The organism is Chitinophaga silvisoli (genome assembly GCF_003412465.1).
GTDB classification, from domain to species: Bacteria; Bacteroidota; Bacteroidia; order Chitinophagales; family Chitinophagaceae; genus Chitinophaga; species Chitinophaga silvisoli.
This window is the reverse complement of sequence record NZ_QTJV01000006.1, coordinates 314,116-333,211: the sequence shown is the minus strand read 5'-3', so window position 1 is coordinate 333,211 and position 19,096 is coordinate 314,116. Positions and strand designations below refer to the sequence as shown.

Genomic DNA, 19,096 nt, shown 5'->3' with positions numbered 1-19,096 from the left:
GTTGTAATGAAGCATTTACAGCCACTCGATTATATCGTATTCTTAATTTATTTTGTCATAGTAGCGAGTTATGGCTACTGGATCTATCAACGCAAGAAGTCTGCCATGGCGAGTTCCAAAGACTTCTTTCTGGCCGAAGGGTCGCTGACCTGGTGGGCGATCGGCGCTTCACTCATTGCTTCCAATATCAGCGCGGAGCACTTTATAGGTATGTCAGGATCAGGGTTTGCACTGGGGCTGGCAATATCTACGTATGAGTGGATGAGTGCAGCGACCCTGATTATTGTGGCAGTGTTTTTTATTCCTGTGTACCTGAAGAACAGGATTTATACGATGCCACAGTTTTTGTTGCAGCGCTATAATTCCACGGTAAGTACCATTATGGCCGTGTTCTGGTTACTGGTATATGTGTTTGTGAACCTGACTTCTATTATTTATCTGGGTGCGCTGGCGATATCTGCCATTTCGGGGATTGACTTTTTCTGGTGCATCTTCGGCCTGGCCTTATTTGCTGTGATAGTGACGCTGGGAGGTATGAAGGTAATTGGGTATACGGACGTAATCCAGGTGATTGTGCTGATAGTAGGTGGTCTGGCTACAACGTACCTGGCTTTGCATATGGTGAGCAGGCATTTTGGTTATGGCGACGACATCTTTAAAGGACTGACGCTGATCAGGGATAAGGCAGATACGCATTTTCATATGATCTTCCCATCCACGCATCCTTATTATAAGGATCTGCCGGGATTGTCTGTACTGATAGGTGGGATGTGGGTGAATAACCTGAACTACTGGGGATGTAATCAGTATATTATACAACGTACCCTGGGGGCCGATCTGAAGACGGCCAGAAGCGGAATTTTGTTTGCAGCGTTTTTGAAATTGCTGATACCGGTAATTGCGGTATTGCCGGGTATTGCGGCGTATGTGTTGTATCAGAATGGGGTGTTTGGTGCGGAATTGCATGATGCAACGGGTGCGCTGAAACCGGATCAGGCTTATCCGACTTTGCTGAATTTGTTGCCTGCAGGATTGAAGGGACTGGCATTTGCGGCGTTGACGGCAGCTGTGGTGGCATCGCTGGCAGGCAAGGCGAATAGTATTTCAACCATTTTCTCCCTGGATATTTACCATAAATATTTTAATAAGAATGCTTCTGAAAAACAGCTGGTGAGAGTGGGCCGATATGTGGTAATAGTAGCGATGCTGATAGCGGCGCTGGTGGCACCGGCGTTGCGTACACTGGATCAGGCATACCAGTTTATACAGGAGTATGTAGGGTTTATTGCACCGGGAGTGTTGGCGATTTTCCTGTTGGGATTGTGGTGGAAACGGACCACGACGAGGGCTGCGATGGCGGGAGCTTTGCTTACGATTCCTTTGTCGGCGGTATTGAAGTTTTTGCCGGTGTGGACAGGAGGAGCGTTTCCTGATTTTCCGTTTTTGGATAGGATGAGTATTGTATTCGGTTTGTTGTTATTGATAATGGTAGTGATGACGTTGGTGGAAGAGAATAGTAAGTACCAGGAGCCGGTGATTATTGTGGATAGAAAAATGTATAGGGCAACACCGGGATTTGTGGTAGGTTCTGTGATTATAATGGGGATTTTGACAGCACTATATACGGTGTTTTGGTAGGGTAGAAATAATATTTTTAATAGGCAAACCTTGTTTGGGTTTGCCTATTTTTATTTATGGACGGTAATGTTCCTTAGTTTATCGACGATGTCCTGGTTTGCATGAAGGGAGTCCAGCCTTCTTTAAGGGCGTTCCAAAATTCAATAAAATATCTTTTTCTTGAAAAAAGTTTAAAAATGGCTCAAAATGAGACGTTTTTGGCCAAAAATATTTGTTGAAATCGATTGTAATTTGTAAATTAAGGTTGTCAAGTCTGATTCCACTCTTTTATTTAAAACTACACGTATGAAAGCACATGATTTCTCCGGTGAGGAGCTACGCCCACTGCAGAGTATTGAACAATGGGAAGATGATGTACTCCTGCGCTATCCGGATGCAGGTGAACCAGCCAAAGCCAAAGAAGAGTTTCGTAATTATGAAAACCCCGGCAGGGATACTGTACGGGATTTTTACCGCCTTAATCATACCTATCAGACTTATGAGTTTGTGCAGGAGAAGCGGGCCGATTTCCTGCGTTTTAACAGGAAGGAGATGCCGGTATGGGGAGCGATGGAGTTCCTGAACACATTAGTGGACGATTCTGACCCGGACATTGACCTGGACCAGTTGCAACACTTGCTGCAGACGGCAGAAGCGATTCGTGCGGACGGGCATCCGGACTGGTTTGTGCTGACTGGTTTTATTCATGATATGGGTAAGGTACTGTGTTTGTTTGGCGAAGCCCAGTGGGCAGTGGTAGGCGATACTTTCCCGGTGGGTTGTGCTTTTTCTGACAGGATTGTATATCCCGAATTCTTTGCATTGAATCCGGATACAAGGGATGAGAGATATAATACGAAATATGGTATTTATAGTCCTAATTGTGGATTGGATAATGTGTCTATGAGTTGGGGCCATGATGAGTATTTGTACCAGATGACGAAGAATTATCTACCTGAGCCGGCATTGTATATGATCAGGTATCACTCTTTCTATTCTCAGCACAGGGAGCATGCATATGAGCACCTGATGACGAATCATGATAAAGAGATGTTTGAGTGGGTAAAGAAGTTTAATCCTTATGATTTATATAGTAAGAGTCCAAAACCACCGGTTATATCGGAATTAAAGCCTTATTATGAGGATTTGATTGCGAAGTATCTGCCGGCGACCATCAGGTTGTAGAGGGGCTTAGAATTGTGTTTAAAGGCGGTATCAGGGCCACATCACCTGAGTACTGGTTAAGATTGTTCTGAATGCCGGCCGGGAATGGTTTTGAGAGTAGGTCAAAGAATAGCGGTATTATAATCATTTCCATTGCCACTTAAGCATACAAAAAATTGCGGCCGTTTCAGAAATGAAACAGCCGTTTTTTTATTCAGACAACTAATGGAAAAAAAATCTTTGTTGAGGTGGTTAATCACTTTTAGTATCCATTGAAGGAGAGCAGGTTCCCTCCCTTGCCTGGAGGGAACTGCTCTTAATGCGTGTTTCGCTTGCGTGTATGGGTTATCAATGGCGAAAGACCGCTTATTTTATGCCTAACTTTTGTTTTGCTGCCGGAAATAAATCTTCACAGGTAGCAGTAACCACAATATCTTTTGAATTATCTAATACACATACATAGCCTTTTTCTGCTGCCAGGTCGGAAATGGCTTTCTTTACTTTTGCAAGAATAGGTGTGGTGAGATCCTGCTCACGGGCCGATAGCTGCTGTTCCATCTTCTGACGATATTCCTCAATATTATTTTTAGCCAGCTCCAGTTCCTTCAGTTTCGCTTCTCTGATTGCAGGACTGTATTGCTCCTGCAAACTGTCAAATTCGGCTACTCTTGCCTGATAGGCGACGACTAATGCCTGGCCGTCTTTCAGTAATATTTGCTGATAGCGTTGCAGTGAGTCATATGCTTTCCGGGCATCAGGCATACTGATAACCAGTTGTTGCATATTTACATAGGCGATCCTGGCCTGTGCAAATGAAGTGTAAGAAGAAAACATAATGATGCAAAGCAATAGGATAACGAACGTAAATTTTTTGCACATAGGCTTTGTTTGGTTAGGAAAAGGATAGCGAAACAACAATGTCCTCATTAGCAATCCCTTCGGACCAGAACTGCGCTGGCAGTTGATCCGCTACCGTGATAGTGCTAAGGTGAAAAAAAGGGGCTTAATAAAAAGTTAAGGTTATGATAAAGGAAAGTTAAGCTCTGTTTTTAGGACAATAAATTAGGAAGGACGGTAAAGGGCTTTGGAGTTAGGAAAGTATAAATTGCTTTTTAGAGAAGATAGTAAATAAAAAAAGCTGTCCGGCTTTTCCGAAACAGCTTTCCTTCTATTTTGTAAACAGATTTGATTGCTAGTATTTTTCCAGGGTACCAGTGTATTGACCTTTCACGGTAGTAGAAGTACTATATACCAACTCGAATGTAAAGGTGTACCTGGAACCAGACTTTTTCACGGTAACAGTTCCGCTGGTTGGACTTCCCAGAGAAACCTCGCCATCACTTTCAACATACTCACCATTTACTACTTTCATACCCGCTGCAATATCAGCCCAACCAAAGTTCTTAGCTTTGTTGTAACCATCTTCGTAAGAAGCTAGGTAAGTATAAGTAGCACCGTCGATCAGGGAGTCAATACCCAGGTCAACATAGCTATAAGTACCGCTGAATTTGTCATTATCCGTCTCAGAAAAACTATGGCTGACGAATGCTACATCGCCATCACTCACACCATCTTCAATGTAAGTACCATCATAACCATAATTGACTGCATAGGATTTGCCGTTCACACTGAAGGAACCAGCATTAGAGTCATCATCTTTCTTTTTACAGGCAGTAAAAAACAGGGCCGCAACAGCAGCAGAAAACAGGAGTTTCTTCATTTGATTTTGAGTTTCAGTATAGGTTTATAGAATGTAAAATTTGGGTTACCACTATAGGGTTATTATATACTTGTTTGTCCCGGATGCAAAGATAGGGTAGTTTTTTAATTTACAAAATAAAATAATGTGTTGAAGGAGCGGATATTTTAATTTCTCTTTAAAAATCAGCCAATGCTACGTGGTTTATATCCGGTAAAGCACGCAGCATTGGGTGATTAAAGCCTTATTTCGGTAATTCAGGTCTGTTCACATGTATTGGCCTGTTTGAAGCTGCATTCAAAAACGCAACCAGGGCATTCCGCTCTTCTAACGTCAAACGCAGGGGGCGCATGATAACATCTGTTTTTGGAAACATCCTGTCATCCTTCAATTCAGGTCCTGGCCTGATCATCATCCCACTATTATACAACTGAATGATCTGCTCCAGGTCGGGAAACAATCCATTGTGCATATAAGGCCCTGTAAACGCCACATCTCTCAGCGATGGTGTACGGAACTTACCTACATCACTGGTGTCCTTTGTGATCTCATACCTGCCCAGGTCTTCGTATTTCCGCTTGTAGTAAGTAAGGCCAATGTTGTGAAACTGCTTATCTGTTAAATAAGTGCCGTAGTGACAATTCATACACCTTGCCCTGGTACGGAATACATGCAGCCCTTTTATTTCCTGGTCTGTAAACGCACTATCTTTGCCCTGAAGAAATAAATCAAAACGACTCTTCCTGCTGCGGATAGTTTTTTCAAAAGCACTGAGTGCTGTACCAATGTTGTTCAGCGATACCCTGCTCTTATATACCGCCCTGAATAGCGAATCATAACCTTTGATCGCCTGCAATTTTCCTGGTAATAATGCAGTATCCATATCCATTTCATGATGTGCACTCAAGGGGCCGAAGATCTGATTGTTCAGGCTATTCGCCCGGCCATCCCAGAAATAATTGCCGCCGTAAATGAATACATTCAGCAGTGTTGGTGTATTGCGTGTACCCTGCAAATGGTCATTGCCTAAGGATACCCGCCTGCCATCCGTCCAGGCGAGGTCCGGCTCGTGACAACTACTACAGGAGATCTGACCGGACCCCGATAAGCGGGGATCGAAGAATAACAATTTCCCTAATTGTACTTCCGGATCTTTCATCCCCTCCGCCCAGGCATTCTCTTTTGGCAGCGCCTGCATCTCTTCGTACCTGATGCCGCTGTCGATCTCCGGTTTTGGCCATTCTGCCACCGGTCGGCTATACAGGGCACGCAATGAATCTGCTTCGCTCTTGAAATGATTAATAGTATAACTGTTCAGTGAACATAAAATAATAAAGCTTCCTACTATCAGAATTGACCTCTTCATGTTGGTGTATTAAAAATAAAATTGCAAGGCTATATTGCCGTATGCCCTGTCCTTTCCGGGCTTCATGGCCCCATCCAGTACCAGGGTACTTTCATTGAATGCTGCTGTATATGCTACAGTGCCTTTCAGGCCTGCATAAAATCCTTTGAAGTGTTTGGTATATTGTAATGAGAATTTTCCGCCGGCACTGCTGGCAGCATTATAATAGTAATCATACTCAATCACCTGGTGTGTGAAGTAGCTTACATTCACGGAGGTGGTGTAGATAAAGGGATGAACTGATTGTGTGTAATGCAGGGCAAAGTCTGCTCCCCAATGGTCTTTGTTTTTAGTGGTGTAATTCCAGCCGATATTGGGCTGTATGGAGATGTGCTCATACTGCACATAATTGCCTGTAATGCCATCCATCCGCTCTTCGCTGTTGCTGTTCAGCGTCAGGCCATAATTCATGCTGCGACCGGTATATAGCGCGCGGAAAGTATAGCTCTTTGAACGGTATTGATAATTATTGGCCTTGTATACGATCTGCAGGTCTTCACCTTTCAGTGCTTCGTAGGCAAAGCTGGCTGCAAAACGTTTCTTCGACCATAATACATTTGCTTTGGTGCTTGTCAGGTGATAATGCGCCAGTGTATCAAAGCCTCCGTCGGAACGGTAATAATAGAATTGTTTTTCTTTGATCCGTTTTGCCGTTGCTGCCAGCATACCAAAACTTTTATCCTTATAGATCAGTGAAAAACCAGCACCATTGCGCCTGAATCGGGTGCGGTAATTACGGTTTGTCAACCTGGGATTCGGTTCTGCATAGCCATTGATTACATAGTTCACATAGTCAGGGTATACTGTACTTTCACCATAGCTTGCATTTTTATAGGCTATATTCACCACTTCTGAGCCATAACCGTAGTAGCCATCGATGGTAGCGGTGAATTTTTTACCTAAGGAATAACCAGTACCCCCATTCAGTGTAAACTGGTAATCATTGATCGAACCCCTGGGATCATTTACTGAGAAGTGATTACCGATGCGATAGTTGACACCGGCTAGCACTGGCAGGTGATTATTGAAGAAATAATGTGACAGGCCTACATTTGTCTGGTACAAAGCCCTGCGATAACTGACGTATGCAGGTGAGCCATAGTAATACGGTGTAGAAGGATTGTAACGTGTCTGGTGCCGGAATCGCGTGCTGTCTTCTACTATGCGCTGATAGTTAAATGAGCCCCAGAGATCTGTTTTACCAATGTTTGTCTTACCCTCTGTGCTGAAGGTAAAGGTCCTGTCAGCAGTGGCATCCTGAGCAGGGATGAACTTTCCATTGTGTGAACCATAATCAATCTTTACTGTATTGTAACCCGTAGGCATGAAGTGGCGGATGAAGGCAGGAGAGAGTTTGCCGGCCTCGTACAGGAAGTACCGGCCTGAGTCTGATGCCAGTAGCATGGCCGCAATTTCCTGGCCCTTCGGCACCTGTCGCTTCACGGCCGGCATTGCCTGTTGTTCTATACCAGGCAGGCCCGTTTGTCCCGGATCAGGATATCCCTGTTGCCCTTGTGCAAGGACAACAGGAGATACACCTACGCTGATAAAAAATAAAATTATTCTTCTCATTATTTGAATCCTCCCGGAGTAGCTACATCGAAATAATCGAAATCCTCAGTCGAGTTGTTGGTATCTTTTAATACCACGCGGCCGTTTACTGTTTTCTGTGTTTTACGGACTACTGACTGTGAAGAATAAGCGCCTTTAGGTACCAGGGCAAACCCTGCATCGTACTGTGCACTGAATTTTTTAGGGATGCGGTCTTCTGCTGTATTGGGCTGGATCTCTACCGCGTCGATGACATATTTCAGTGGAACCTGGTAGTACTTCACAGCCGTAGCAGAGGGTGTGCTGGTAGTAGGGAAATTGTACATAGGCCAGTTCTTCACGATCTGTGCCCCGTCTACTTTGAAGATGATATAGCCATCGCGGCCATTATTGTCCAGGATCCAGTCATTGCCAAAGTACTGAAGCACTTCCAGGTTAGGTACACTCAGGTTATCTACATCAGATGCCAGTGGGGTAGAGAGGAAGCTTGCATAATAAGCTTCGAAATCTGCACCGCTCAGGTCTACTGTCAGGGCAGGATTTTTAACGCTGATAGTGGTACCGTTTGCTCCTGTCCAGGGTACCTTGTGGTTCATAGCTGTCTGTGCGATCACGATGCTGCTGCCTGGTTGTACAGGGTAAGTCTTGCCGGTACCTGGTATCATGAGCAGTGTGCGCGTATACACATAGTCGTTATTGGCATCGATATCGGCCGGCATATTGACAGACTTGCTCCAGTCCATCTGGCCATTGGTAAGGGTATAGTAATTGGAAGATGTGAATGATTGCCGGCCATACACCTGACCGATGTACAAGCTGTCTGCATACAATACCTGGTCACTGTTGTTATGGATTTCGATGAACTGGTCACGGTACAGTGCACCATCGGTACGATGAGACCCCGCGAAATACACCTGCCTGATCACCCACTGTCCGGTAGTACCTGCTACCAGTGTCATGTTCATTGTCAGGTCATTGCCTACTGCAATAGCGGCATTCTTTTCAGACGCGTTGAAGGTAATATCGTCGGCGATATAAGTTCCTGTGATGGTATAATAATTATCTGCACTGATGGTGATGGTTGCATCCACATCATAGGTACCGGCAGGGATCGCTGTAAAGCGGGCAATACCGGAGTCATTGGAGCTTGCGGTCAGTTGGCTGCTGGTGCTGGTATTAGTGATTTTTACGGTTACACCTTTTACAGGCAGGCTATAATCGCTGGAGTCCAGGGCATAGGTAAGATGGACGATCAGGTTCACTGGTTGGATGCCGGTGCTTACTGCGTCTTCCTTCTTGCAGGAGCAGACGGTCGCGATAGTAAGCAGCAGCAGAAAATAACAGGTCTTTTTCATTATCGTTTATTAAATTTTTACAGATAGTTCAGCTCCGAACGTTGGAGAGCTGTTAGGAAATTCGTAAGTATTGGAAGGTGTGATATAATAAGGCTGGTAGTTGAATACATTGTATACGTTGAATGCAAATTTGAAACGCTTGCGGATCTCCTTGCCTACACTCATGTGAAAGTTCATGAGCGGATTCGGTGCCCTGTTCGATGTTCTGTCTGTCTCAGGCAGGTAGAGGTACCCGTATCTCGGATCATCTTTATCAAATTTGTCTATATACACGATGTCATATGCATTGGTCATATAGGCAACAGGAATACCACTCCTTGCTTCCGTATACGTTTTGCTGATGAGTGTACACTCGGCAGTAAACTGTATAATCAGGCTGATTTTCGGAATATGTGTCACGGAGGTGACACGACCATTGCAATACGTAGTATACTCCTTACTGGGCGGGAATAGTCCCGACAGGGCATAATCCGGAATCGTGTTGGCGGCACTGGTTGGTCTTTGTGCCCAGGTGTTCACTGTCGTCCTTGACAGGGTGCGGTTGATTCCTGTGGCCAGGGTAAATGATGTTTCAATCGCCCTGATCTTTGGCGTAGCGATGATGAGTTCTGCGCCATAGTTGCTGGATTTCAGGATGTTTTTGAAGACGTTTGTGGCCATCTGGAAAGGTTTGGTGCTATCCTGCCTGATGATAGGTTTGGAACCTTCTACATAGGTAGCGGAGTACATAGGCAGTTCCACCTTCTCATATTGGGTTTGTGTACTGATTCCGTTGGTATTCCACTTGCCATAGAGGTTGCCTGAAATGTTCCAGCCATTTTTGTGATATTGACTGGATAGTTCTATCGTCTGACTCCTGGATGGTTTCAGATTTTTGTTGGTAGGATCATAGCGGTATACGTAGATCAGGGCAGCACTTTCTGCTTCCTTGCCATTGTAGGCATTCAGCAATGGGATTTCTGTGAAGGACGGACCCGGGTATCGCATGGCAAGGCCCGGCGATTTATAGGCGAGACCATAAGCGAGTCCTACACGCAGGTTCCTGTTTATTTCATAATTGGTATTGATACGGGGAGAGCCACTGATCTTACCGTTCTGAATATCTAATCTGGCACCTGCCCGTACATGCAGATCGCGATGTGCAATGGGTGTTTTGAATACATCTTCCGCATAGAAACCGAGGTCGCGTTGTGGTACTACACGGGTGTAGTCGTAATAGCGCTCGCCCATGGATTTGCTTACAGAGGTAGTGTTTACATAGGCACCGATGCGTGGAACGCTGGGATCGGAAACCTGGCCCAGGCCTTTGTTGCGGCCCCAGTTGTAATTAGCTCCGATGGTGAGGAAGTGATTGATACGGCCCGTGCGGAATTCATTGGCCAGGTCCAGACTACTGTTCAGCGTGACGGGGCGACCATCTACGATGGCCTGTGCAGTATAAATGCCCGGCGCATAAGTGCCTTCATGAATGCCGGTGGTCGTAGCGGTGGTGTACAATACATACGCATTGTTTACCTGCCATTCCCTGTAGCTGTATTGATGGCCTGCACTATAGCGTACGTTTGCAGTGATGTTCTTTACAAACCGGCCGTTTACGCGATAGGTGACCTTGTCAGAAAGACTGAGGTTCCAGCTGTCGAAGCGGGTCTTAGAGGATGCCGGATCATCGGGGTCTCTCTTTATGCCATCGAGGTTACGACCGTAGTCCACGATGGTCGTGTTTTTAAGCCGGTTATTTTTGCCAAAGTAATTGGTCCATATGATATTACCATTCATACGTTCGTAAGCCTTTAATTTCTCGCGGCTGTCGAAGTAAGAGTTGACATAGTTGAAGCTTCCATTCATCACACCGGCTTTTTCCGAGAGACGGAAGCCCTTACTGAAGCTGGCCGTAGTGGCGGCATCGCGCAACTGTGTACGGAAATAACCTTTTGAAATCCCGGCTTGTCTTTCGATGATGATGGCCCCATCCGTGAGGTCGCCATATTTGGCAGAGGCCACCCCTGCAATGACTTCAATGCTTTCGATATTGTCCGGCGGAATCTGGCGAAGGTCAGTGCCACCAAAAGTGTAGTCGCCGGAATAGTTATTGTCACCATCTGCACCGCTGAGACCAAAAGACTGCGGACTGGTGATGAATGAATTGGTCATACCCCTGTAGCCCGGGTTATAACTCTGCATATTCATGTTGTTCGTAATATTGTTTCCATCCATGATGATGGCAATACCAAATGCATTGTTCAGCTGGTAAGCACCCCGGTTATCGGTAGTAGGGGCGAAGCTGGCGCGCAGGTTGATATTCTGTACATGCTGCAGGGATGGTGCTGTGATGGCCCTGTTGGGAATCTGGTTCAACAGGTCGTTCAGGCTTAGTGCAGGTGTTTGTTCAATCATCTCCCGGGTGATCATGAGAGATGAGTTGGAACTCCCTTCGAATGTGCGGGTGGCAGTGACTGCTATATCTTTCAGGCGAAGGCTGACTTCTTTTAGGAATACTGTGGGGAGTATGGTATCGCTTGTGAGCTGTTCGATTCTGCGCGTTTGTTGCTGATAGCCGACATAAGAGATTTCGAGGGTAAAGGAGCCGGCGTTGGAGAGGATGATGGTGAAGTTACCATTGTGATCAGTGGTGAAAAACTGATTGAGCTCCCTGAGGCGAATGCTGGCGGAAGGGAGTGCGGTGCCGTCTTCGGCCATGATGCGGCCGGATATAATGGATCTGCTGGTGGCAGCAGGCATTGATGGAGGTATGATTCTGCTCGGTGCAGCAGTAGCTGATTTATAAACCACAAGGCGGTTGCCCTGCAGGCGATAAGCGAGGCCGGTACCATTGAGTAATGTGCTGACGATGCTTTCGATCGACTGTTTGTCAAACGATCGCGCAGGTACAGCAATGTTGTCTGCATCGGCAGGATTGAAGGCGATGTTCACACCAGATTGCGCAGAAAGCGCCAGCAGGGAGTGATCCAGCTTCCAGCCTTTCTCAGTACGGAAGCTGATTGTTTGTGCATGGCAGACAGCTGTAATGAGCAGCAGGCAGGCTATTTTAATTACATCCTTTACCATCTAAAATAATTTCGTCCTGTTGAATTTTATAAGTGATTCCGTAGATCAGGTTGAGATTGTCCAGGATATCGCTGATATGATCACTGGTCGTAAAAGTAACAGTGACACGGCATTTCAGGACATTATCCTGTTTTGTAATGAAGCGTACATGGAACTGTTCCTGGAGCGATTGTAGTAGTTGACTAAGTGGTACATTGTTCAGGACAAATTTCTGCTGCACCCAGCTCACTTCTTCCGCAGCGATGAGTGTAGCCTGATTGGTAGACTTGTTCACTGACATGCCTTCACCCTGATGTAAGAGTTGATTTTTTACCATGACTACCCCGCTGCTCACACTTACGTTTTCTTCGTTAAGAGCCTGATAGCTACGTACCTGGAAACTGGTGCCGATGTCTGCTATCTTCAGTCCTGTAGCGGTAGTGACGGTGAATGGATTATTGACATCATGCTGAACTTCGCAGAAGATTTCACCTTCTTTGAGAATGATCTTCCTGCCGGAATATTGAATAGTGGTTTTAGCATTCATCCAGATCACTGAACTGTCGGGCAGGATAATTTTTTTGACACTGCCGGCAGTGCTAAGGGTAATCATGGCGGATGGTTGCAGCAGTTTATAACTAATACCTGCTGCGAGCAAAACGGCTGCTGCTACGCTCACACGCTTTATGATCCGATAGATACGGGCCGGTTGATTAATTTGCCTGCGAAGCGCGTCGGTAGCGAGATTAAGCTCTTCGCTGGCCCCCCAGTTATAAATACCGTGTATAATTTCTCTGGCGTGGGCTACAGTATCAGGATGTTCATTGCTGATAGCATCCCAGTGACGGATGGTAGCTTCGTCTGCCTTGCCAAGGCAGTATTGAATAAAGCTGTCGTCTAACAGTAACGTTTCTATGTCGGGTGGCTGAATCATATTATATAGAGCAGGGGGAATTTTGTTTTTACCCTCGTGTTTTTACGGGCGTAAAATTTTAGTCGGCTGTATTGCTTTGTGGTGAAGCGTTTCAGGGCCAATAATCAATTTGGGAAAACTTTATCGGCTACATTTTTCCCGATTCAATAAACGATGGTTTTTTGAAGGCTGTAGTTTTGCGGCCTTAATATGCCAACATATGGGTGCCAGGGGTACAGAAGAAATCCGGGCGTTATGGACGGCATTTGTAAACAATCGTAGCGAACAGGATTTTTATGCATTGTACCGTCAGTTTTTCCCATATTTATTATCGATAGGATTGAAGATTTCGGCTGACAGGGATCTGGTGAAAGATGTATTGAACCAGCAGTTCCTGCAGTTATGGCAACAGCGGGAGCGCTTGCAGGATATTGAGTTCCCGCTTACTTATGTGACGACTTCCTTCAGGAGAAAATTAATAAAGGAGGGAGGTGCGTTTTCGACAATACAGGAACTGACAGACGAACATTTACAGTTATTTACTGAACTATCCCCGGAACAGGTGAGCCTGCACCGGGAGGAAGATGTTTTGCTGCAACAGAGGATTACAAATGCTATTCAGCGACTCACGGAAAGAAAACAGTTATTGATTCGGTTGAAGTATTTTGAAGGCTTGTCTTATGCGGAGATAGCTGCGAAGACGGGCTTGTCGGAGCGGACTATTTATAATAAAGTACATGAGGCCATAAAGGAGTTGCGGAGGGAATTGAATTGATATTTTATAGGGCTAAATAAAAACGCTTTTGCCGACGGCAAAAGCGTTTTTATTTAGGAAGTGAGAGAATGGGTTACGGCCGGCTTAATTTCTACGCATTTACTTCAAAGCATCGAAGAGAATCTCTATCGGATGCATCGCTTTCTTACCGGTACCATCCTTCACCTGGTGCCTGCAGCTCGTGCCCGGTGCCGCTATCAGTGTATCATCGGCAGCACTCCTTACAGCAGGGAACAATACCAGCTCTCCTATCTGCATCGACAGGTCATAATGTTCTTTTTCATACCCGAAAGACCCTGCCATACCACAACATCCGGAAGGAATCACTTCCACCGAATACTGCGCCGGCAGTGATAAAATATTCTTACTATACAATGCAGAAGACAGCGCCTTTTGCTGGCAATGTCCATGCAGTTTGATTTGTTTCTTCTCCCCTGTAAACTGATCTGCTTTGATGTTTCCTTTCTCTGCTTCCTTATCCAGGAACTCATCAATCAGGAATACATTCTTCGCCAGTTCCTTTGCAGCAGCTCTTAATTCTTCGCGCACCAGGTCCGGATATTCATCCCTGAAACTCAGTATTGCTGAAGGTTCTACTCCCAGCAAAGGTACATTGTCATTGATCACCTCACTAAAGATGCGCACATTCTGTTCTGCAAACACCCTTGCTTTGCGCAGCAGGCCTTTAGACAGCCATGCACGGGCACTTTCGGGGTGATCAATCATTACAACGTCATATCCTAAACGATAAAGCAATTGCACTGCTTTGATACCGATATGCGTGTCATTGAAGTTGGTGAACTCATCACAGAAGAGGTACACCTTTTTCTTTGCTACAGGCAGGATCGCTTTCATCGCCGGCCACTCTTTCTTAAACCAGCGGCGCAGGGTCGTCTGCTGTAAACCGGGCAGTGAACGATCTTTTGCAAAACCGGAAGTCTTCTTTATCAGATTGCCAGTTGCTTTGGTATTGATCATCCAGTTGTAAATGCCTGGTACAAATTGCGCCAGTCCATTCAGCCGGTTGTAGTTACTGATCAGTTTTGCCCTGAATGGTACGCCGTTCGCATCGTAGTAATGCTGCAGGAATTCCATTTTCAGTTTCGCCATATCCACGTTGGACGGACATTCTGACTTACAACCTTTACAGGCCAGACAGAGGTCCAGTACTTCCTTGATTTCTTTATGGTCGAACCGGTTTTCTTTATTGGAGTGGGTAAGGAACTCACGTAAAATGTTCGCCCTTGCACGGGTGGTATCTTTCTCATTGCGCGTAGCCATATAGCTAGGGCACATGGTGCCTCCACTCAGTTGTGTCTTGCGGCAATCGCCTGAACCATTACACTGTTCTGCATGTTGCAGGATCGTCTGATCAGGGAAGTGGAAGACGGTTTGAATAGGCGGTGTTTGCTGGCCCGGTGTATAACGCAGCATGCTGTTCATGCTGGGTGTATCTACGATCTTGTTTGGATTGAAGATGTTCTCCGGATCCCAGGTATATTTGATTTCTCTGAGCAGTTCATAGTTCTTGTCACCGATCATCTGGCGAATGAATTCGCCACGCAGCCGGCCGTCACCATGCTCGCCACTCAGGGAGCCTCTGTATTTCTTTACGAGGGTCGCAATCTCTTCAGCAATCTTACGGAAGAGGGCATTGCCTTCCTCTGTTTTCAGGTTGATGATAGGGCGTAGGTGGATCTCTCCACTACCTGCGTGCGCATAGTGTACGCAATAGAGATTATTAGCTTTCAGCACTTCGTTGAAGTCACGGATGTAGTCGGGCAGATCGTAGATGTCAATCGCTGTATCCTCGATCACTGGTACCGCCTTCTCATCGCCTGGCAGGTTACTGAGCAAGCCTAAACCTGCTTTCCGAAGTGTCCAGATCTTCTTGGTATCTGCACCGAACAGGAGGGGGAAGTGGTAGCCCAGCCCTGCTGCTTTCAGTTCTGCAATGAGGCGGTCAGCAATCTCAGTGATAGCTTCGCGGGTATCGCGGAGGAATTCAACTACGAGGATCGCACCGGGATCGCCCTGCACAAAGAAGCGGTTCTTGCTTTGCTCGATATTGTCTTTTGTACACTCCAGGATATAGTGGTCTATCAGTTCACTTGCGCTGGGTTTATATTGCATGGCAATAATATTCGCCCGCAGGGATTCATCTACATTATTGAAGTGTACGCAAAGAAGACCAGTCTCTTTGGGAGGCAGGGGGTCTACGTGAATTTTGATTTCGGTGAGGAAGGCGAGGGTACCTTCGGAACCGGCGATGAGTTTACAGAAGTTGAAGTCTTCCTTACCGGCAGTGAAAGGTGCGGTTTCCAGCAGCAGGTCTACGGCATAACCGGTATTTCTGCGGAGGATGCTGGGTTTTGGAAATTCACGGCGGATCTCTTCCTGGTGGGAGTGGTTGCCCAGCAGGCTACGCATCTGCCTATAAACGGCCGTTTCCAGACTACCGTCATTCCTTTCGCAGCGTGCATGAAATTCGTCAGCAGAGATGCTGTTGAAAGTCACGTCCGAACCATCGCTGAGGATGGCTTTTACTTCGAGGAGGTGTTCGCGGGTACTGCCGTAAACGACAGAGTTGGAGCCGCAGGAATTGTTCCCCACCATCCCGCCTATCATGGCGCGGTTGGCAGTAGAGGTTTCCGGGCCGAAGTAGAAACCATATGGTTTGAGGAACATGTTCAGTTCATCGCGGATTACGCCGGGCTGAACTCTTACCCAATGTTCTTCAGTATTGATTTCGAGAATTTTGGTGAAAGTACGCGACACGTCCACAACGATACCGTTTCCAACAACCTGTCCGGCCAACGACGTTCCTGCGGTACGCGGGATCAACGACGTTTTGTTTGCTCTCGCAAAACGGATCAGTGTTTTGATGTCCTCCTCATTGGCAGGTATAGCTACGGCCAATGGCATTTCTCTGTATGCTGAGGCATCTGTGGCGTACAGGGTACGCATGGTGTCGTCAGTGTATAACGTTCCGGCAAATTGTCCGGCAAGCTCCCTAAGCTTTTCGCGCATATTAATCTTCCCTTTTCAGAAGGCAAAAGTAATGTTTTGATTGCTGGAATGCAAATAGGGGAGTTTGTTAGATTTTGTCTAAAAAATAGAGGATTTTTTGAAAAAAGGCCCCTTTAACATTGAGTAAAAGCGGCCTTTTCGGAAGCCTGGGCCTTCGGCCGGCATCATTCTATAGTGTTTATTCTGATTTCAATGAAATAACCGGATTGATCAGCGCTGCTTTTATCGCCTGCGTACTCACTGTTAGCAATGCAATCACACAGGCCAGCATACCCGCTCCCGCAAAGATCTCCCAGCGAATCTCAATTTTGTAATCAAAATGCGCCAGCCATTGCCGCATCAAAAAGAACGCAAAAGGTGTTGCGATCAGCGCCGCCAGGATCACCAGCCAGACAAAGTCTCTGGACAGTAATACCCATAATTGCGGCAGACTAGCCCCCAAAACCTTCCTGATCCCGATCTCTTTGGTCCTGCGCTCGGCCATGAACATAGCGAGTCCGAAGAGTCCCATGCTTGATATCAGGATCGCTAACAGGGCAAAGGATGCCGCCAGGCTGCCTACCTGGTTCTCCATTTCAAATTTACGGGCGAAGTCCTGGTCGGTGAAGGAATATACAAATGGCCGATCGGTATTATACTTCTCAAATACAGGTCCGATGATGCTCAGTGTCTTTGACAGGTCGGCTCCCTTCTTAAGGCGAATCAGGATATTGTTTGCATCTTCTTTTTCAAAGATGATCGCCAGCGGGTAGGCCGTCTGGTAAGGGTTGTAGAGCACCAGGTCTTTTATAATGCCTATAATGGTGAGCGTATTGGCACCGGACTGAATCGTCTTGCCTATAGGATCTGTATAGCCGATGGTCTTCAATGCGGTTTCATTGAGAATGACAGCACTTGAATCTGTAGGATGGCCTGCCTCAAATGAGCGTCCTTCTATGAGTTGCATCCCCGTTACCTTATCATAATCCCAATCCCCCATGATCACATCCATCGAAATTTCTGCTTTAGGGTCTTTGCCCTGCCAGGAGAAATCGCTCCACTTGTTGTAGTTAGCCGTCATGGGTTGTGACGTTCTTGTCACCGCCTCTAACTGCCCTGTATTCAGCAATTCCTGTTTCAGGGCGGTAAAGTTTTTATTCAGCGAGGTGCTGGTTTGTATAGATAAAAGATTATTTGGATCATAGCCCATGAACCTTGTCTGCGCATGCCTGATCTGCTGGAATACAATCGTTGTACAAATTATCAGTGCAATACTGATTGCAAACTGGAACACCACCAACACGCGGCGCAATGTAACAGGACGCTTACCTGTCTTTACCGCGCCTTTCAATACCTTCACCGGTACGAAGGAGGAAAGATACCAGGCAGGATAACTACCTGCCAGCAGGCCGGTGGCAATACAAATACCTAATGCCATTGCTACATGCTGATAGGAGAAATGCAGGTTTGATATGCCTGCTTGTCCGAGGGAAGGCCGAATGATCAGGATCAATATAATCGCTACTACAAATGCAATCAATGAAGTTATTACAGACTCACTGAGAAACTGACCGATCAACTGCGTACGACCGGAACCTATAGCCTTACGGATGCCTACTTCCTTCGCTCTCTTTTCAGATCTGGCCGTGCTCAGGTTCATAAAATTGATACACGCTATGAGCAGCACAAAGATACCGATGATACTAAAGAGATGTACATAAGTGATCCTGCCTCCTGCTTCTTTCCAGTCCTTGAATTCATTGTGCAGGTGCATGCGTGTAAAGGCCTGCAGATCCAGGAATTGATTATCATGCCCCGGATCATGTTCATTCACCAGGTTGCGTATTTTCCTGGAGAAGCTTGCCATGTCCACACCAGGATTCAATTCTACTGCATTCCAGGCAAAGTTTACTCCCCATCTTGTATTCGCATCTTTTACAAAAGAGGATTCCCTTTCCATCAGTGAAAAAGGCATGAGGAAATCAAACTGAAATGTAGAATTCGCAGGCAGGTCTTTCATTATTCCTGTTACCTGCATATCCATATTGTCGACTTTCACAAATTGTCCGATGGCAGAGGCATTTCCGAACAAGGCACGGGCCTGTGATTGGGTCAGGATAATACTGTTCACTTCATCCAGGGCTGTCTTTGCATTTCCCTCGACCAGGGGGAAAGAAAACATCTGGAGAAAGGCCGGATCAGCACACATCCCTGTTTTGAAAAACTTATTGGTACCATAGGCAATGCCCATCTTGTCCGACTGACTAATCCTGCTGGCGCGTTTCACTTCAGGGTAGTCATGCTGCATGAGCCAGTAAAGGGGCAGGGGAGTGGCATATTGTGTATTCTTTTGATCATTGAAGAGGCTGTGCTTGATGAACAAAGCGATCCGGTCTCCGTTTGAATGGAACTGATCATAGCTCTTTTCATATTGCACCCACATAAAGATGAGAAATGCGAAAGCCATACCCAGGGCGAGCCCTGTAATATTAATTACAGACAGTGTCTTATGCTGTAGCAGGTTGCGCCAGGCAACACGGCAAAAATTCCTGATCATAAAAAA

At 46.2% G+C, this 19,096-nt stretch carries 12 protein-coding genes; 3 read left to right on the top strand and 9 right to left on the bottom strand.

The window, feature by feature from the left end:
• The first annotated feature begins 6 nt into the window (after positions 1–6).
• Positions 7–1,638, top strand: a complete 1,632-nt coding sequence (locus DXN04_RS16900; protein WP_116854564.1) for a sodium/sugar symporter — start codon at positions 7–9, stop codon at positions 1,636–1,638.
• A 285-nt stretch (positions 1,639–1,923) separates the two neighbouring features.
• Positions 1,924–2,802, top strand: coding sequence for an inositol oxygenase family protein (locus DXN04_RS16895; protein ID WP_116854563.1), 879 nt, complete (start codon positions 1,924–1,926; stop codon positions 2,800–2,802).
• Between the two features lie 345 nt (positions 2,803–3,147).
• Here DXN04_RS16895 and DXN04_RS16890 read toward each other — a convergent pair whose 3' ends face one another.
• The 7 genes from DXN04_RS16890 to DXN04_RS16860 form a co-directional block, all read right to left on the bottom strand.
• Positions 3,148–3,660 carry an OmpH family outer membrane protein gene (locus tag DXN04_RS16890; RefSeq protein WP_158569058.1) on the bottom strand — a complete coding sequence of 171 codons (513 nt, stop codon included), beginning with the start codon at positions 3,658–3,660 and terminating at the stop codon, positions 3,148–3,150.
• 313 nt (positions 3,661–3,973) lie between these two features.
• On the bottom strand, positions 3,974–4,501 hold the full coding sequence (locus DXN04_RS16885; RefSeq protein WP_116854561.1) for a hypothetical protein: 528 nt from the start codon (positions 4,499–4,501) through the stop codon (positions 3,974–3,976).
• A gap of 223 nt (positions 4,502–4,724) precedes the next feature.
• Entirely contained in the window at positions 4,725–5,846 is a 1,122-nt protein-coding gene (locus DXN04_RS16880; protein WP_116854560.1) for a cytochrome-c peroxidase, read from the bottom strand.
• 9 nt (positions 5,847–5,855) lie between these two features.
• Positions 5,856–7,457 (bottom strand): DUF6850 family outer membrane beta-barrel protein, encoded by a 1,602-nt coding sequence (locus DXN04_RS16875; protein ID WP_116854559.1) that lies wholly within the window; start codon positions 7,455–7,457, stop codon positions 5,856–5,858.
• A complete protein-coding gene (locus DXN04_RS16870; protein WP_116854558.1) occupies positions 7,457–8,791 on the bottom strand; it encodes a DUF4876 domain-containing protein in 1,335 nt (444 codons plus the stop codon). The genes DXN04_RS16875 and DXN04_RS16870 overlap by 1 nt, the downstream gene beginning before the upstream one ends.
• 9 nt (positions 8,792–8,800) lie before the next feature.
• Entirely contained in the window at positions 8,801–11,857 is a 3,057-nt protein-coding gene (locus DXN04_RS16865) for a TonB-dependent receptor (RefSeq protein WP_116854557.1), read from the bottom strand.
• Positions 11,838–12,770, bottom strand: coding sequence for a FecR family protein (locus DXN04_RS16860; RefSeq protein ID WP_116854556.1), 933 nt, complete (start codon positions 12,768–12,770; stop codon positions 11,838–11,840). The genes DXN04_RS16865 and DXN04_RS16860 overlap by 20 nt, the downstream gene beginning before the upstream one ends.
• Positions 12,771–12,969: 199 nt before the next feature.
• Between DXN04_RS16860 and DXN04_RS16855 the strand changes: the two genes are divergently transcribed.
• Entirely contained in the window at positions 12,970–13,524 is a 555-nt protein-coding gene (locus DXN04_RS16855) for an RNA polymerase sigma factor (protein ID WP_116854555.1), read from the top strand.
• A 99-nt stretch (positions 13,525–13,623) separates the two neighbouring features.
• Here DXN04_RS16855 and DXN04_RS16850 read toward each other — a convergent pair whose 3' ends face one another.
• Positions 13,624–16,554, bottom strand: a complete 2,931-nt coding sequence (locus tag DXN04_RS16850) for an FAD-binding and (Fe-S)-binding domain-containing protein (protein WP_116854554.1) — start codon at positions 16,552–16,554, stop codon at positions 13,624–13,626.
• Positions 16,555–16,732: 178 nt separating this feature from the next.
• Positions 16,733–19,090 (bottom strand): ABC transporter permease, encoded by a 2,358-nt coding sequence (locus DXN04_RS16845; protein WP_116854553.1) that lies wholly within the window; start codon positions 19,088–19,090, stop codon positions 16,733–16,735.
• Between the last annotated feature and the right edge of the window lie 6 nt (positions 19,091–19,096).

Excerpts from the sequence above, each read along its gene's own strand:
- DXN04_RS16890 (WP_158569058.1), bottom strand. The coding sequence starts at position 3,660 with ATGTGCAAAAAATTTACGTTCGTTATCCTATTGCTTTGCATCATTATG.
- DXN04_RS16865 (WP_116854557.1), bottom strand. The coding sequence starts at position 11,857 with ATGGTAAAGGATGTAATTAAAATAGCCTGCCTGCTGCTCATTACAGCT.
- DXN04_RS16855 (WP_116854555.1), top strand. The coding sequence starts at position 12,970 with ATGGGTGCCAGGGGTACAGAAGAAATCCGGGCGTTATGGACGGCATTT.
- DXN04_RS16900 (WP_116854564.1), top strand. The coding sequence starts at position 7 with ATGAAGCATTTACAGCCACTCGATTATATCGTATTCTTAATTTATTTT.
- DXN04_RS16880 (WP_116854560.1), bottom strand. The coding sequence starts at position 5,846 with ATGAAGAGGTCAATTCTGATAGTAGGAAGCTTTATTATTTTATGTTCA.
- DXN04_RS16895 (WP_116854563.1), top strand. The coding sequence starts at position 1,924 with ATGAAAGCACATGATTTCTCCGGTGAGGAGCTACGCCCACTGCAGAGT.
- DXN04_RS16870 (WP_116854558.1), bottom strand. The coding sequence starts at position 8,791 with ATGAAAAAGACCTGTTATTTTCTGCTGCTGCTTACTATCGCGACCGTC.
- DXN04_RS16875 (WP_116854559.1), bottom strand. The coding sequence starts at position 7,457 with ATGAGAAGAATAATTTTATTTTTTATCAGCGTAGGTGTATCTCCTGTT.
- DXN04_RS16845 (WP_116854553.1), bottom strand. The coding sequence starts at position 19,090 with ATGATCAGGAATTTTTGCCGTGTTGCCTGGCGCAACCTGCTACAGCAT.
- DXN04_RS16860 (WP_116854556.1), bottom strand. The coding sequence starts at position 12,770 with ATGATTCAGCCACCCGACATAGAAACGTTACTGTTAGACGACAGCTTT.
- DXN04_RS16885 (WP_116854561.1), bottom strand. The coding sequence starts at position 4,501 with ATGAAGAAACTCCTGTTTTCTGCTGCTGTTGCGGCCCTGTTTTTTACT.
- DXN04_RS16850 (WP_116854554.1), bottom strand. The coding sequence starts at position 16,554 with ATGCGCGAAAAGCTTAGGGAGCTTGCCGGACAATTTGCCGGAACGTTA.